This window comes from Sedimentitalea sp. XS_ASV28, from assembly GCF_041224545.1.
Lineage (GTDB): Bacteria > Pseudomonadota > Alphaproteobacteria > Rhodobacterales > Rhodobacteraceae > Sedimentitalea.
On sequence record NZ_JBGFGP010000163.1, the window covers coordinates 1 to 13,277 of the forward strand.

A 13,277-nucleotide genomic window follows, 5' to 3' on the forward strand; every position below is an offset into this window, starting at 1 on the left:
TCTGGACTCCGCGTTGCGCGCGGCGGTCGAACGGCACAGCGGCGATCGTCAAGGTCCCGTCCACCACTTCCACGCGCAGTGGTCATGACGGACATCACCATCATAGGGGCCGGTGTCGCTCCACTCCCCGTCCGCGCGGCCCCCGCCCCCGGACGCGGGCCGCGCGCGGCCGCGGCAGCCGCGGCAAGCGACGTGATCGAGGACCCTGCCAGCGATCCGGGTGCGGTTCTGTCGCCGATGGTCGGCACGGTCTATATGCAACCCGAACCCGATGCCGCACCCTTTGTCACCGTGGGGGCCAGCATTTCCGAGGGTGATACGCTGCTCATCGTCGAGGCCATGAAGACCATGAACCACATCCCGGCCCCGAAGTCGGGCACGGTCAAGCGCATCCTTGTCGAGGATGGCGCAGCAGTGGAATACGGCACCCCGCTGGTCATCATCGAATAAGGCGATCCCATGTTTGACAAGATACTGATTGCCAATCGCGGGGAGATCGCCTTGCGCGTGGTCCGCGCGGCGCGTGAAATGGGCATCGGCTCGGTCGCGGTACATTCCACCGCCGACAGCGACGCGATGCATGTCCGCATGGCCGATGAATCGATCTGCATCGGCCCGCCGCAAAGCAGCCAGAGCTACCTGTCGCTTCCCGCGATCATTTCGGCATGCGAAATCACCGGCGCGCAGGCGATCCATCCCGGCTATGGTTTTCTCTCCGAAAACGCGAATTTCGTGCAGATCGTCGAAGATCACGGGCTGACCTTCATCGGGCCGACCGCCGAGCATATCCGCATCATGGGCGACAAGATCACCGCCAAGGATACCATGAAGGCGCTTGGCGTTCCCTGCGTGCCGGGCAGCGACGGTGGGGTTCCCGATCTCGCCACGGCCGAACGAATCGGTGCTGAAATCGGCTATCCGGTCATCATCAAGGCCACGGCCGGCGGGGGCGGCAAGGGCATGAAAGTCGCCAACAGCGCCGCCGAGATGGAGCGGGCGTTTCAGACCGCGCGCGCCGAGGGCAAGAGCAATTTCGGCAATGACGAAGTCTATATCGAAAAATACCTGACCACGCCGCGTCATATCGAAATCCAGGTCTTTGGCGATGGCAAAGGCAGGGCCGTGCATCTGGGCGAACGCGACTGTTCGCTGCAACGGCGCCACCAGAAGGTCTTTGAAGAGGCCCCCGGCCCCACGATCACCCCCGAAGAGCGGGCCCGGATCGGCAAGGCCTGCGCCGACGCAGTCGCCAAGATCAACTATATCGGTGCGGGAACCATCGAGTTTCTCTACGAAAACGGCGAGTTCTATTTCATCGAGATGAACACCCGCCTGCAGGTCGAGCATCCGGTCACCGAGGGCATTTTCGGGGTCGATCTGGTGCGGGAACAGATACGGGTGGCCGCCGGCCTGCCGATGTCGTTCACGCAGGACGAACTCGCCATCAACGGCCATGCGATCGAGGTGCGCATCAACGCCGAAAAGCTGCCCAGCTTCTCGCCCTGTCCCGGCAAGATCACCCAGTATCACGCGCCCGGCGGGTTGGGTGTGCGGATGGATTCGGCGCTCTATGACGGCTATTCCATCCCGCCCTATTACGACAGCCTGATCGGTAAGCTGATCGTGCATGGCCGCGATCGCCCCGAAGCGCTGGCGCGGCTGAACCGGGCCCTGGGCGAACTGATCGTCGATGGTGTGGACACCACGATTCCGTTGTTCCGGGCCCTGCTCGCCGAACCCGACATCCACAACGGTGATTACAACATCCACTGGCTGGAACACTGGCTGGAAACCAATCTTACCGACGGATAAGGCAGGAGCAGCCCGGCCGCTCTCATGATACGCGGATGACCCTGACACCCGAGATCCTGTTGCGCGGCTATACAATCGGGATTTTCCCGATGGCCGAGCAACGTGATGATGCCGAGATTTTCTGGGTCGATCCCAAACGTCGGGGCATCATTCCGCTGGACGGTTTTCATATCTCGCGATCCCTGCGCCGCCGCCTTCTGCGGTGCGGGTTCCAGATACGCGTGAATACGGCCTTTGCCGAGGTCGTGGACGGCTGCGCCGATCGCGCCGAAACATGGATCAACGCCGAGATTCGCGAACATTACATCGCTCTGCATCACGCGGGATACGCGCATTCGCTCGAGGTGTGGGACGATGACGAGCTTGTCGGCGGTGTTTACGGTGTCGCGATTGGTGCCGCGTTCTTTGGCGAGAGCATGTTTTCGCGCCGCACAGATGCGTCAAAAATCGCGCTCGCCTATCTGGTCGACCGGCTTCGCCTCGCCGGATTCCGATTGTTCGACACGCAGTTTCTGACCGATCATCTCGCATCGCTTGGCGCAGTCGAGATCCCGCGCGGCGATTATCATCACCGCCTGGACAAGGCGATCAGCGAGACCGGTGACTTTCTTGCACCGCAGGTGCCGGCCCCTCAGGACGTGATACAGCGCAACACCCACACATCGTAGCGACTGTGGTCAAGCGCGTTCAAGGCCGGAGATGAGGCGATCATCCAGCCCTGGAAGTCGATCTCGGTCTCACCGGTATCGCGGATTATCATATACGCAAAGGCATCCCCGGTCGGGTTCTCGGCCGGATACCGGCAATCGGCGAGTTCGACAGTCAGGCCGAATGCGTCAACAGCCCCGCCGGATTGCACGCTGAAATCGATTGTCTTGCCATCCACCTTGTCCAGCGCACGGAGCACCGCCCCCGCCGCCGAAACCGCATTCTGGTGCTGCGCCGCAACAGGCGACGCAACGAAGGCACAAAGCGCCAGCGCGGCCAGGTTGCGGATCACTCGCCGTCTCCGCTTCCGGCGACAAATTTGACGAGCAGCGAAATCAGGCTCACGGCCCCTTGCGTGTCCTCGATCGTATCGCCCGCCTCCAGGTAGAACGGAGAACCGCCCGGCATGATTTCGACGAAATTGCCGCCCAGCAGCCCCTCTGACGACACCACAACAGCACTGTCATCCGGCACCGGTATCCCGTCACGGACCGAAAATGTCGTATCGGCTCGATAGGTCTCGGGATTCAGGTCCACATTGGTCACGGTGCCGATCTTGACCCCGGCCAGTCGCACATCCGTGCCGACGCTGACACCCTCCAGCGACCGGAAACTCGCATTGAGTTCATACCCGGTTCCCGCACCGGAAAGACCCGTTGCCTGTCCGGCATACAAGGCAAATGCAAGGGCCCCTGCCAGAACAGCACCGCCAACGGCGATTTCAGTTGTATTATGCGACATGTCGCGCTCCGTTGATATGCAGGCCCTATTCCGGGCTCCATGCTTCGTAGTCACGCTGGGGTGCCGGATGCGCCCGACGAAGCGAACCCGGTGGCGCATAGGCCGAAGCGGTACCGGTCAGGTTTTCGTGGTGTGGCTTTTCCCAGGGTTTATGCGCAAGCGGTTGTTCGGTCGGAGGCGCATCCCAGGTGTGATGAAGCCAGCCATGCCAATCCGGGCCAACCCGGCTGGCCTCGACTTCGCCGTTGAAGATGACCCATCTCTTGCTGCCATCAGTGTTCCTGTAAAACACGTTGCCCTGGCTATCCTCTCCCACCCGGATGCCCTTGCGCCAGGTAAAGATCTGGGTGTTGAGTGTCTGACCGTTCCACCAGGTCACAGCGCGAAGCAGAGAGTTGAGAATGCCCATCGGAGTCTCCGTGAAATCACCACCGGTATGCCGTATCCATCAGCAAAGGTCCAGAGACAGCGCGTGCCGGTGTCGGGCCCTTCGACCCGATGCGCAGATGAACCCGGGTTCGACGCGACAATTGCAACCGGGCAAGCCGCTGTGAAGCGGCTTGGAAAACGTCTTTACAGACGTTTTCACGCGAATTCGAATTCGCGTATCCAAGGCCGTTCGAACGGCCTTTTCCGGGACCCGATATCAATGTGTTGATTTCCATAGACAACCTCGTCAGGGTTCAGGCGCAATATCATCGGAAGTAGCCATGACCAAAACCAAACTCGGTGTCATAGGTGGATCGGGTCTGTATCAGATCGACGGCCTGAAGCATGCCGCTTGGCAACACGTGGAGAGTCCCTGGGGTGCGCCCTCTGATGCGGTGCTCACCGGCATCCTCGAAGGTGTCGATATGGTATTCCTGCCACGACACGGCAGAGGCCACCTTCACGCGCCGGGCACCGTTCCCTATCGGGCCAATATCGATGCGCTGAAACGTCTGGGTGTCACGGATGTGATCAGCGTCTCCGCCTGCGGCTCTTTTCGCGACGAGATGGCCCCGGGTGATTTCGTGATCGTGGATCAATTCGTTGATCGTACCTTTGCACGCGACACGTCATTCTTCGGTACCGGCTGTGTGGGTCATGTCAGCCTTGCGCACCCGACGTGTCCCCGGCTCGGCGATGCCTGCGAAGCTGCGGCCCGTGATGCTGGCGTCAGGGTACATCGCGGTGGCACTTACCTGGCGATGGAAGGGCCGCAATTCTCCACGCTGGCCGAATCACGCATGTACCGTGAAAGCTGGGGCTGCGATGTCATTGGCATGACGAACATGCCCGAGGCGAAACTGGCCCGTGAAGCGGAGCTGTGTTATGCATCGGTGGCCATGATCACCGACTATGACAGTTGGCACCCGGACCATGGCGAAGTGGACATTTCCGACATCATCACCACCCTGACGGGCAACGCGGACAAAGCCCGGTCGTTGGTCCGTCGTCTGCCCGAACTTGTCGGGGCAGAGCGCGAGCCTTGTCCTCATGGATGTGACCGTGCGCTCGACCACGCGATACTGACCGCGCCTGATGCTCGGGATCCGGAACTGGTGGCACGTCTGGATGCCGTTGCCGGGCGGGTCCTCGGGCGCTGACATCGCTGCCGGCGTCGCTTGCGGACATCGCCACGGGATCTGTCTCGCTGGACAAATGCGATCGGGCATGGTGTCCTTCTGACGATAAACCCGGAGGAAACCATGCCATTCGATCTCTGGCTCGCCTTTGCCGCCGCCTCGACTGCCTTGTTGCTGATCCCCGGACCGACCGTGCTGTTGGTTCTCAGCTACGCGCTGTCCAAGGGCCGCAGCGTTGCGATCGCATCGGCCAGCGGCGTCGCCATGGGCGATCTCATTGCAATGACGGCCTCGCTCGCGGGGCTCGGGGCACTGGTGGCAGCCTCGGCAACCCTCTTCTCGATACTGAAATGGGCAGGTGCCGCCTATCTCGTCTATCTCGGCGTCAGGCTGGTGCGCAGCGCACCTTCGGCAGGGCTGGATACAGTCGCAACCGGACGGGACGTCACGCCCCGAGGCGTATTTCTTCACGCGGCGGGCGTTACCGCGCTGAACCCCAAATCCATCGCCTTTTTCATCGCCTTCGTGCCTCAGTTCATCCAGGCAGGTGAACCGATGCTGCCGCAGTTCGCACTCCTGATCAGCACATTCGTGAGTCTCGCGGCGATAAATGCGCTGGCCTACGCGTTGCTGGCGGACAAGCTTCGGAAAACCGTGCGCAAGCCGGGCGTGATCACCGCGCTGACACGTGGCGGCGGTGTGACGCTGATCGGGATGGGCCTGTTTACCGCATTCCTGCGCCGGCCTGCCTGAGCCACGGTTGCACCGCAACGCGCAATAGGCCAAACCGTGGGCGAGCGCCACAGCTAACCGGAGCGAACATGCCCAGAAACACCTCGGTCCGCGACTATATCCGCACGATCGCCGATTTCCCCAAGGAAGGGATCATGTTTCGTGACGTGACCACGCTGTTTGCCGATCCGCGCGGGTTTCGCATGGCAATCGACCAGATGCTGCACCCCTATGCCGGCGAGCAGATCGACAAGGTTGTCGGGCTGGAAGCCCGCGGCTTCATCCTCGGCGGGGCCATAGCGCATCAACTCAGTGTCGGGTTCGTGCCGATCCGCAAAAAAGGCAAGCTGCCCGGCACCACGATAAGTCAGGACTACAAGCTGGAATACGGTGAGGCGATTGTTGAAATCCATGACGACGCCATCCAGCCGGGCGAGAAAATCCTGGTGGTCGATGACCTGCTCGCCACGGGCGGCACCGCAGCCGCCGGCATCAGGTTGATCGAGCGTCTGGGCGGTGAGATCATCAGTTGCGCCTTCATCGTCGATTTGCCCGATCTAGGCGGCCGCAAACTACTCGAAAACCTTGGCATGGACGTGCATGCGCTCTGCGCTTACGAGGGCGACTGATCGCGAAGCCATCACAATCAGTTGACTGGATATCCCAAACTGCCGCTGCTTAGGGCCAAAGCGCCCAAGGTCAAGCGCATCGGCAACAAAAAAGGCATGATCCGGATAGGCTGACAGGACGTAATCCCCTCGATGTCACCAAGGGCATCTCTGATAAATCGAGGATGATTTCCATGTTCCGCAAGACCATACTCTCCGTTACCTCTGCCATGATGATTGCCGGAGCGGCATTTGCCGACGACGCGTCCAAGGATATTGTGGACACGGCGGTTGCGGCTGATGACTTCGACACACTCGTTGCCGCGGTGCAGGCCGCCGGGTTGGTCGAGACGCTGAAAGGCGAAGGACCGTTTACTGTGTTCGCGCCCACGGATGCAGCCTTTGCGGCGCTGCCAAAGGGTACCGTCGAAACGCTGCTTGAACCCGAAAACAAGGATCAACTGGTCGCGATTCTGACCTACCATGTGGTTCCGGGCAAGGTCATGTCCGGTGATCTCAGCGACGGCATGACCGCAACCACCGTACAGGGTGGCGATATCACGATCGATCTTGATAACGGTGTCATGGTCAACGATGCGACGGTCGTCGCCGCCGATATCGAGGCAGAGAACGGCGTCATCCATGTGATCGACAAGGTAATCATGCCCAAGTGATGTCTTGCTGTTGAAAAAGGTCACCCGGTTCCGGCCGGGTGACCGTCATCACCGGTCGCACCGCGACCGCCCGTCAGACCATTTAAAGTCGAAGGACCGCGCCGGGGTTCATGATGCCCTGCGGGTCCAGTGCCGACTTGATAGCGCGCATGGCCGCGATTTTCGTGGGATCGCCATAAATCTCAAGCTCTGTGACCTTGCTCCGCCCGATGCCATGCTCGGCGCTGATCGAGCCTTCAAATTCCGCGACCAGATCGTGTACCGCGCGCGCCACGATGCCGCTTTGCGCCTTGAATGCCGTACGATCCGCTCCCTTCGGCGGGAATATATTGTAATGCAGGTTGCCGTCGCCCAGGTGACCAAAGCAGTTGATGCGGAAATCTCCGATCTCGGAAATCCGTTCCGCTGCTTTCGCAATAAATTCGGGAAGCGCCCGCAGCGGGATCGAGACATCGTGGCTCGACACCGAGCCGATCCTGCGGTTTGCCTCTGGCACCTGTTCGCGTACCATCCAGAACCCATCGCGTTGGGCCTCTGATTGCGCAATCAGCCCGTCCGATGCAAGGTCGCGCTCAAGCGCCGCCTCGAACAGTTCGGCAAGCTGCTCTTGCGGGTCCAGTGCCGCGATCAGGCCAAGCTCGATCAACACACACCACTCCGGCGGCGTATCAAAGGGTTGCCGGATATCCGGTAGTGTTTCGGACAGGAAGTCGAACCCCTGCCCGCTGAGCAATTCGAAGGCGCTGATCCCTTCACCGACGCGATCACGAGCCAGCGACAACAGGTCGATTGCGGCGCGCGGCGACGCCACCACGAAAATCGCCGTTCCGCTGCGTGCCGGGATCGGGGCCAGCCTGAGCGCCGCTGCGGTGATCACGCCCAGCGTGCCTTCCGAACCGATCAGCAGGTTTCGCAGATCATAGCCGGTATTGTCCTTGCGCAGTCGCGTCAGCCCGTTCCAGATGCGCCCGTCCGGCAGCACCGCCTCAAGCCCCAGACACAAATCCCGTGTATTGCCATAGCGCAAGACATTGACCCCGCCCGCGTTGGTCGCGAGATTTCCGCCGATCCGTGCCGATCCCTCCGACGCAAGCGACAGCGGGAACAGCCGATCCGCAGCCCGCGCCGCAGCCTGCAAGTCGGCAAGGATCGCCCCGGCTTCCGCGACAATGACGTTCTCATCCGCATGAACCGCACGAATGGCGTTCATGCGCTCCAGCGACAGGATCAGAGGTGCCGGGCCTTCGGTCAGCACCTGACCACCGACAAGGCCTGTACCGCCCCCATAAGGCACGACCCCCACGCGCGCGTCATGCGCCGCGCGGATCAGCGCGGCAACCTCCTGCGTCGTGCGCGGGCAGGCGAGCAGGCCCGCCCGCCCCTGCAAGCGACCGCGCGGCTCTTCGAGATAGCGCGGTTCAATCTCGCGGAACACGCCGGATGGCACCACACCGTCCAGCGCAGCGGCAAAATCGGCGTCCGCCGGGTTCAACATCATGTCTTGTACCTGCAGGCAACAGAAAAGGGATCAGTCGTCGTCCGTGAGATAGGATGACTGCAGGACAACCACGGTAGGCCGATCAGGCAGGTCGCGCAGCGACAGTTCGATATGGGACGCGTTGGAACGCCGGATTGCGAATTCATCTGTCATGCCACCCAGAAATGTGTCGAGCGTATAGCTGCTGAACCAATGCATCGGAATGACCACCGACGATTTGAGCCGTTTCAGGATACTGATCATCTCGGGAAGCGGCAATGTCATACCGCCATCCACCGGCGCCATGACAACGTCCAGTCGCCCAATCGCAGCGAATTGCTCATCGTTCGGAATGTGATGCAGATGCCCCAGATGACCGATACAAAGCCCCGCAACCTCGAAGATGAAGATCGAATTGCCATTCTCCTCGACGCCCCCGGACCGGGAGCGGATGTCGGTCGAGACATTGCGCACCAGCATCTCGCCAAGATCAAGATGATGGTCGATCCCCTCACCGAACGGTCCCCAGCCCGGCAGCACATGCGGGATCGCCGGATCGGGAAAGGCGGTCCAGTGGGTTTCATGCGCGCGGTTCATCGTGACGATATCGGGGATCATGCGGGTCGAACCGATAAACCCGGTGAAATCGGTCACCGCACTCAGGCCGCCGGGGGTTTGCAGCAAAAAGCTCGAATGGTCGATATAGGACAGCCGCACCGAGAAATCCGGAAGCGGGTCGCGAAATGCCGTCTTGTAAACATAGCTGAGACCCGGTGCGGAATCGGCGATGGCGATACAGTGACTCGGCCTGCGCTCCTGCGCCGCCAGCGGCGCAATGCACAGGACCAGCAGCATCGACATAAAGGCACGCAAGACCAGCATCTGTGATAAAGATAGGCGAAACGGCGAAAAAGTCAGCCCCCACCGCGCGATTTCGCCGCTTTGGCGCCTAGCCTGCGTCGGTGCGCCCGCGTCGATCGCTGCGCAACGACGCGTAGAGGACATGGGTGCGCCAGCGACCGTTGATCTGCAGGTAGGACTGCGCCACACCTTCGTACTTGAAGCCCGATTTCTCGAGCAACCCGCGAGAGGCGGCGTTTTCCGGCAGGCAGGCTGCTTCGATCCGGCTGAGATCGAGTTGCGAGAACGCGTAATGTACCACCGCCCCGATCGCCTCGCGCATGTATCCCTGGCGGGCGAATTGCGCACCGGTCCAATAGCCCAGGGTCCCGGCCTGCGCCGGTCCGCGCCGGATGTTGTCGAGCGTGATCGCACCAACAAGGCTCTGGTCATGACGGCGGAACAGGAACAGCGGCACCGCCGACCCGTTTCCAATGGATCGCTGCGCCCAGTAGACGCGATTGGCAAACCCCTTGCGGCTGAGATGGTCCGTGGCCCAGCTGGGTTCCCACGGAACCAGGAAATCGCGACTGTCCTCGCGCATGGCCGCCCAGTCGCGGAAATCCGAATGCCCCGGAGGCCGCAGGGTCAGCCGCTCGGTTTCGAGCTTGAGCTTGCGTTTGGCCAGCAGCATCAGACCGTCATCAGGCGGCACGCCTTCCCTGCAATTCGGCCAGGGTCGGCGCCGCGTCGATTGGCCCATAGAGCGCCAGCGCAAGGCCGGCCCGGGCGGCGACGGTCTCGGCAAACTCGCGCACATCGCCGGTAGATACGGCATCGATGCGGGCCACCGTATCGTCCAGCGACGGCACCTCGTCCCAGATCTGGACCAGACGCGCCAGCCGCTCGGCGCGGTTGGACGGGCTCTCCAGTCCCATGAGCATCCCCGCCTTCATCTGGGCGCGGGCGCGGGCGACCTCTTGCGGGCTCATGTCCTCGGCGGCGCGCTTCATCTCGTCAAAGGTGATATTGGCCAGTTCGGCGATCTGTTCGGCGCTGGTTCCGGCGTAGATCGTCGTCGTGCCGGTATCGGCATAGGCACCGGTCTGCGCAAAGATCGTGTAACACAGCCCGCGTTTTTCCCGGACTTCCTGGAACAGGCGCGAAGACATGCCCCCACCCATCGCACTGGAATAGATCTGCGCCGTGTAGATTTCATCGTCGCGATAGCCGGGGCTTTCGACGGCAAGCGCGAAATGCGCCTGCTCCAGAGCCTTGGACCGCCGGGTTTCCCCGCCGGTGAAGCGCGCGGTTTCCGCCGCGAGCTCGGGCTTGGGTTCAAGATGGCCGAAAATGTCCTCTGCCATACGCACGATCTCGGCGTGATCGACAGCGCCGGCCGCCGACAGGATCATCTGCCCCGGCCCGTAATGCTCGGCGACGAAATCCGACAGGTCCTCTCGCGAGAAACTTCGCACCCGTTCGGACGGCCCCAGGATCGTGCGCCCCAATGCCTGATCGCGATAGCTGTCTTCCTGCAACCAGTCAAAGATCACATCATCGGGCGTGTCATGTGCCTGACCGATCTCCTGCAGGATCACGCCGCGCTCGACCTCGATCTCCTTGGGGTCAAAGACCGGATTGAGAACGATATCCGAAATCACGTCCATCGCCAGCGATACGTCATTCTGCAACACGCGGGCGTAATAGGCGGTCACTTCACGGCTGGTATAGGCGTTGATATAGCCGCCCACATCCTCGATGGCTTCGGCGATCTGCACCGCGGTGCGCTTGCGCGTGCCCTTGAACGCCATGTGTTCGAGAAAATGCGCGATGCCGTTCTGTTCGATCCGTTCGTGGCGGCCCCCTGCGGAAACCCAGATTCCGATAGCGGCGGATTGCAGGCCCGGCATGTGTTCGCTGACGATGCGAAACCCGTTGCCCAAAGTATGCTGTTCAACCGTCACTTGGCGATATGTCCCCTGATATAATCCTTCATGGCAGCGAGATCATTGGCGATCCGCGTCACCCGTTCCGGCCTGTCATACAGATCGGACATGCGCGGGGGAAGAGGCGGATGAATGCCGCTGGCCTGCTCGACCGCGGCAGGGAATTTTGCCGGATGCGCCGTGGCGAGCGTGATCATCGGCACATCGGCCGTGCGGTGTTCATTGGCGACCTTTACCCCGACCGCCGAATGCGGACACAACAATTCGGTACTGCTCGCGAGCGTGCCCGCAATGGTGGCCAGCGTTTCCTCTTCCGACGCGCGCCCGGACGCGAAATTTTCCTGCAGGTAGCCAAGCGCGCCCTGCGAAAGGTCAAAGCCGCCCTGCCGCAGTTCTTCCATCAATTGCGACACCGCGCGCCCGTCGCGCCCATAGGCGTCAAACAGAACCCGTTCGAAATTGGAACTGACCTGGATGTCCATCGACGGGCTGATCGAGGGGTGGGTTGGCCCCTTGTAATAGCCCTGCCCGCTCAGGCAGCGATGCAGGATGTCGTTCTGGTTGGTCGCAACCACCAGCCGGTCGATCGGCAGGCCCATCTGCCGGGCGATATAACCGGCAAAGATGTCGCCGAAATTGCCGGTCGGGACGGTAAAGCTCACCTCGCGATGCGGAGCGCCCAGGCTGACCGCCGAGCTGAAGTAATAGACCACCTGTGCCAGCACCCGAGCCCAGTTGATCGAATTCACACCGGCGAGCTTCACGCCGTCACGAAACTCGAAATCGTTGAACATGTCCTTGAGAGCAGCCTGACAATCGTCAAAATCCCCGTCCACGGCGAGCGCGTGGACATTTGCCTCGCTCGGCGTGGTCATCTGGCGACGCTGCACCTCGCTGACGCGGCCATGCGGAAAGAGGATGAACACGTCAACATTGGACAGCCCCTTGAATGCTTCGATTGCCGCCGACCCGGTGTCGCCGCTTGTCGCACCGACGATGGTGACACGGTCGCCCCGACGGGCCAGCGCCGCCTGGAACAACTGACCGATCAGTTGCATGGCAAAATCCTTGAACGCCAGCGTCGGGCCGTGGAACAGTTCCAGCAGGAAATGGTTGGAATCCAGTTGCACGAGAGGCGCACGCGCGGCATGGCCGAACGGGGCATAGGCGCGGTCTATGATGGCGCGAAATTCGGCATCGGTGAACGTGTCGCCGATAAAGGGCCGCATGATGCGAAACGCCGTTTCCTCATAGCTGAGCCCGGCAAGCGCCGCGATGTCTTCCCGGCTCATCTGCGGCACCTCGGAGGGCACGTACAGCCCGCCATCGCGGGCCAGACCGGACAGCATCGCCTCTTCAAAGCTCAGTTCGGGCGCGGTACCGCGCGTGGATACGTATTTCATTGGCCTCGGCTCTCGGATGGTGTGCGGGTGCGCCACAGGAAATATGCGGTCATCGCCGCCCAGATCAGGGCAAGTGAAAACCAGGTGATTGCGTACTGCAAGTGATCGTTGGGCACCCCGGCGGAGTCAACCGGCAGCGGCCTGACATTCGGGTCGGTTTGCGAGCGCGCGATCAGCAGAACGGGTTCCGTACCCAGAGCCTCTGCCATACGCGGCACATCACGAGCGAACCAGATGTTGCCGGCGATATCCGGCTCGGGGGTATAGCTGTCGATCTCGTCGGGCCAGTGCAGGTTGCCGGTGACCGTCATCCGGCCCGTCTGACGCGGGCGGTCCTTGTCTTCGGTGGCGACAAAACCACGGTCCAGAAGAATCGTGCGGCCCGTATCATCCGTGAACGGCGCGATGATGCGGTATCCGGGACCGACATACTTGACGGACACCAGCACATGAAGTTCCTGCGCGCCCACGGTTCCGGACACCGATACCGGCATGTATTTGTCATTCTGCACATCCGGCGACGCCGGCAGGGGCTGAAACCCTGCCGAGATGCGGCTGTCGATCTCGGCCAGAATGCCCCGCTTCACATCCAGCCGCTGCATCTGCCAGATTCCGAGCGCGATCAGAATGGCGAATCCGGCCACACCGAAAAACAGCAGAAAAACAGTTCGACGCATTGTCAGCACGACCCCGAAAAGAAACATGGCGCGCGGTAAACCGGCGCGCCATGCTTGATACGTCCTGTCAGCGGAGATTCAACCGCAA

The 13,277-nt window shown here is 61.6% G+C and carries 15 protein-coding genes and 1 pseudogene; 7 read left to right on the forward strand and 9 right to left on the reverse strand.

The window, feature by feature from the left end:
- Positions 1–108 precede the first annotated feature (108 nt).
- The 3 genes and pseudogenes from AB9K34_RS18030 to aat all read left to right on the forward strand — a co-directional run.
- Positions 109–450, forward strand: a pseudogene (locus AB9K34_RS18030) (acetyl-CoA carboxylase biotin carboxyl carrier protein subunit); the annotation flags it as partial.
- A 9-nt stretch (positions 451–459) separates the two neighbouring features.
- Positions 460–1,812, forward strand: a complete 1,353-nt coding sequence (accC, locus tag AB9K34_RS18035; protein WP_369955816.1) for an acetyl-CoA carboxylase biotin carboxylase subunit — start codon at positions 460–462, stop codon at positions 1,810–1,812.
- Between the two features lie 35 nt (positions 1,813–1,847).
- Positions 1,848–2,480: a leucyl/phenylalanyl-tRNA--protein transferase gene (gene aat / locus AB9K34_RS18040; protein ID WP_369955817.1), complete on the forward strand. Its 633-nt coding sequence runs from the start codon at positions 1,848–1,850 to the stop codon at positions 2,478–2,480.
- Here aat and AB9K34_RS18045 read toward each other — a convergent pair.
- From AB9K34_RS18045 to AB9K34_RS18055, 3 genes are read right to left on the reverse strand one after another with little or no spacing between them, the layout of a single operon-like run.
- Complete coding sequence (locus tag AB9K34_RS18045; protein WP_369955818.1) at positions 2,444–2,812, reverse strand: DUF2155 domain-containing protein; 369 nt, start codon at positions 2,810–2,812, stop codon at positions 2,444–2,446. The genes aat and AB9K34_RS18045 overlap by 37 nt on opposite strands.
- Positions 2,809–3,261: an outer membrane lipid asymmetry maintenance protein MlaD gene (gene mlaD, locus AB9K34_RS18050; protein ID WP_369955819.1), complete on the reverse strand. Its 453-nt coding sequence runs from the start codon at positions 3,259–3,261 to the stop codon at positions 2,809–2,811. Before mlaD ends, AB9K34_RS18045 begins: the two co-directional genes overlap by 4 nt.
- 25 nt (positions 3,262–3,286) lie before the next feature.
- Positions 3,287–3,670 (reverse strand): NADH:ubiquinone oxidoreductase subunit NDUFA12, encoded by a 384-nt coding sequence (locus AB9K34_RS18055; protein ID WP_369955820.1) that lies wholly within the window; start codon positions 3,668–3,670, stop codon positions 3,287–3,289.
- Between the two features lie 301 nt (positions 3,671–3,971).
- Between AB9K34_RS18055 and AB9K34_RS18060 the strand changes: the two genes are divergently transcribed.
- The 4 genes from AB9K34_RS18060 to AB9K34_RS18075 all read left to right on the forward strand — a co-directional run bounded on the left by AB9K34_RS18060 (position 3,972) and on the right by AB9K34_RS18075 (position 6,843).
- The gene (locus tag AB9K34_RS18060) at positions 3,972–4,850 is read left to right on the forward strand and encodes an S-methyl-5'-thioadenosine phosphorylase (RefSeq protein ID WP_369955821.1); all 879 of its coding nucleotides are present in this window, start codon (positions 3,972–3,974) and stop codon (positions 4,848–4,850) included.
- 102 nt (positions 4,851–4,952) lie between these two features.
- The gene (locus AB9K34_RS18065; protein WP_369955822.1) at positions 4,953–5,582 is read left to right on the forward strand and encodes a LysE family translocator; all 630 of its coding nucleotides are present in this window, start codon (positions 4,953–4,955) and stop codon (positions 5,580–5,582) included.
- 68 nt (positions 5,583–5,650) lie between these two features.
- Entirely contained in the window at positions 5,651–6,190 is a 540-nt protein-coding gene (locus tag AB9K34_RS18070; protein WP_369955823.1) for an adenine phosphoribosyltransferase, read from the forward strand.
- A 173-nt stretch (positions 6,191–6,363) separates the two neighbouring features.
- Positions 6,364–6,843, forward strand: coding sequence for a fasciclin domain-containing protein (locus AB9K34_RS18075; protein ID WP_369955824.1), 480 nt, complete (start codon positions 6,364–6,366; stop codon positions 6,841–6,843).
- An 82-nt stretch (positions 6,844–6,925) separates the two neighbouring features.
- On the opposite strand, the gene AB9K34_RS18080 is transcribed toward AB9K34_RS18075, so the two are convergent.
- The 6 genes from AB9K34_RS18080 to AB9K34_RS18105 form a co-directional block, all read right to left on the reverse strand.
- A complete protein-coding gene (locus tag AB9K34_RS18080) occupies positions 6,926–8,341 on the reverse strand; it encodes an FAD-binding oxidoreductase (protein WP_369955825.1) in 1,416 nt (471 codons plus the stop codon).
- Between the two features lie 30 nt (positions 8,342–8,371).
- Complete coding sequence (locus tag AB9K34_RS18085; RefSeq protein WP_369955826.1) at positions 8,372–9,202, reverse strand: MBL fold metallo-hydrolase; 831 nt, start codon at positions 9,200–9,202, stop codon at positions 8,372–8,374.
- Between the two features lie 67 nt (positions 9,203–9,269).
- Positions 9,270–9,854, reverse strand: coding sequence for a GNAT family N-acetyltransferase (locus tag AB9K34_RS18090; RefSeq protein ID WP_369956005.1), 585 nt, complete (start codon positions 9,852–9,854; stop codon positions 9,270–9,272).
- Positions 9,855–9,864: 10 nt separating this feature from the next.
- Positions 9,865–11,127 carry a M16 family metallopeptidase gene (locus AB9K34_RS18095; protein WP_369955827.1) on the reverse strand — a complete coding sequence of 421 codons (1,263 nt, stop codon included), beginning with the start codon at positions 11,125–11,127 and terminating at the stop codon, positions 9,865–9,867.
- Positions 11,124–12,512, reverse strand: a complete 1,389-nt coding sequence (gene thrC / locus AB9K34_RS18100) for a threonine synthase (RefSeq protein ID WP_369955828.1) — start codon at positions 12,510–12,512, stop codon at positions 11,124–11,126. The genes AB9K34_RS18095 and thrC overlap by 4 nt, the downstream gene beginning before the upstream one ends.
- Positions 12,509–13,189, reverse strand: a complete 681-nt coding sequence (locus AB9K34_RS18105; RefSeq protein ID WP_369955829.1) for an SURF1 family protein — start codon at positions 13,187–13,189, stop codon at positions 12,509–12,511. Before AB9K34_RS18105 ends, thrC begins: the two co-directional genes overlap by 4 nt.
- Positions 13,190–13,277 lie beyond the last annotated feature (88 nt).

What these genes read in the sequence shown, in the direction of transcription:
- accC (WP_369955816.1), top strand. Translation starts at nt 460, where the DNA reads ATGTTTGACAAGATACTGATTGCCAATCGCGGGGAGATCGCCTTGCGC.
- aat (WP_369955817.1), top strand. Translation starts at nt 1,848, where the DNA reads ATGACCCTGACACCCGAGATCCTGTTGCGCGGCTATACAATCGGGATT.
- mlaD (WP_369955819.1), bottom strand. Translation starts at nt 3,261, where the DNA reads ATGTCGCATAATACAACTGAAATCGCCGTTGGCGGTGCTGTTCTGGCA.
- AB9K34_RS18055 (WP_369955820.1), bottom strand. Translation starts at nt 3,670, where the DNA reads ATGGGCATTCTCAACTCTCTGCTTCGCGCTGTGACCTGGTGGAACGGT.
- AB9K34_RS18060 (WP_369955821.1), top strand. Translation starts at nt 3,972, where the DNA reads ATGACCAAAACCAAACTCGGTGTCATAGGTGGATCGGGTCTGTATCAG.
- AB9K34_RS18065 (WP_369955822.1), top strand. Translation starts at nt 4,953, where the DNA reads ATGCCATTCGATCTCTGGCTCGCCTTTGCCGCCGCCTCGACTGCCTTG.
- AB9K34_RS18070 (WP_369955823.1), top strand. Translation starts at nt 5,651, where the DNA reads ATGCCCAGAAACACCTCGGTCCGCGACTATATCCGCACGATCGCCGAT.
- AB9K34_RS18075 (WP_369955824.1), top strand. Translation starts at nt 6,364, where the DNA reads ATGTTCCGCAAGACCATACTCTCCGTTACCTCTGCCATGATGATTGCC.
- AB9K34_RS18080 (WP_369955825.1), bottom strand. Translation starts at nt 8,341, where the DNA reads ATGATGTTGAACCCGGCGGACGCCGATTTTGCCGCTGCGCTGGACGGT.
- AB9K34_RS18085 (WP_369955826.1), bottom strand. Translation starts at nt 9,202, where the DNA reads ATGCTGGTCTTGCGTGCCTTTATGTCGATGCTGCTGGTCCTGTGCATT.
- AB9K34_RS18090 (WP_369956005.1), bottom strand. Translation starts at nt 9,854, where the DNA reads ATGCTGCTGGCCAAACGCAAGCTCAAGCTCGAAACCGAGCGGCTGACC.
- thrC (WP_369955828.1), bottom strand. Translation starts at nt 12,512, where the DNA reads ATGAAATACGTATCCACGCGCGGTACCGCGCCCGAACTGAGCTTTGAA.
- AB9K34_RS18105 (WP_369955829.1), bottom strand. Translation starts at nt 13,189, where the DNA reads ATGCGTCGAACTGTTTTTCTGCTGTTTTTCGGTGTGGCCGGATTCGCC.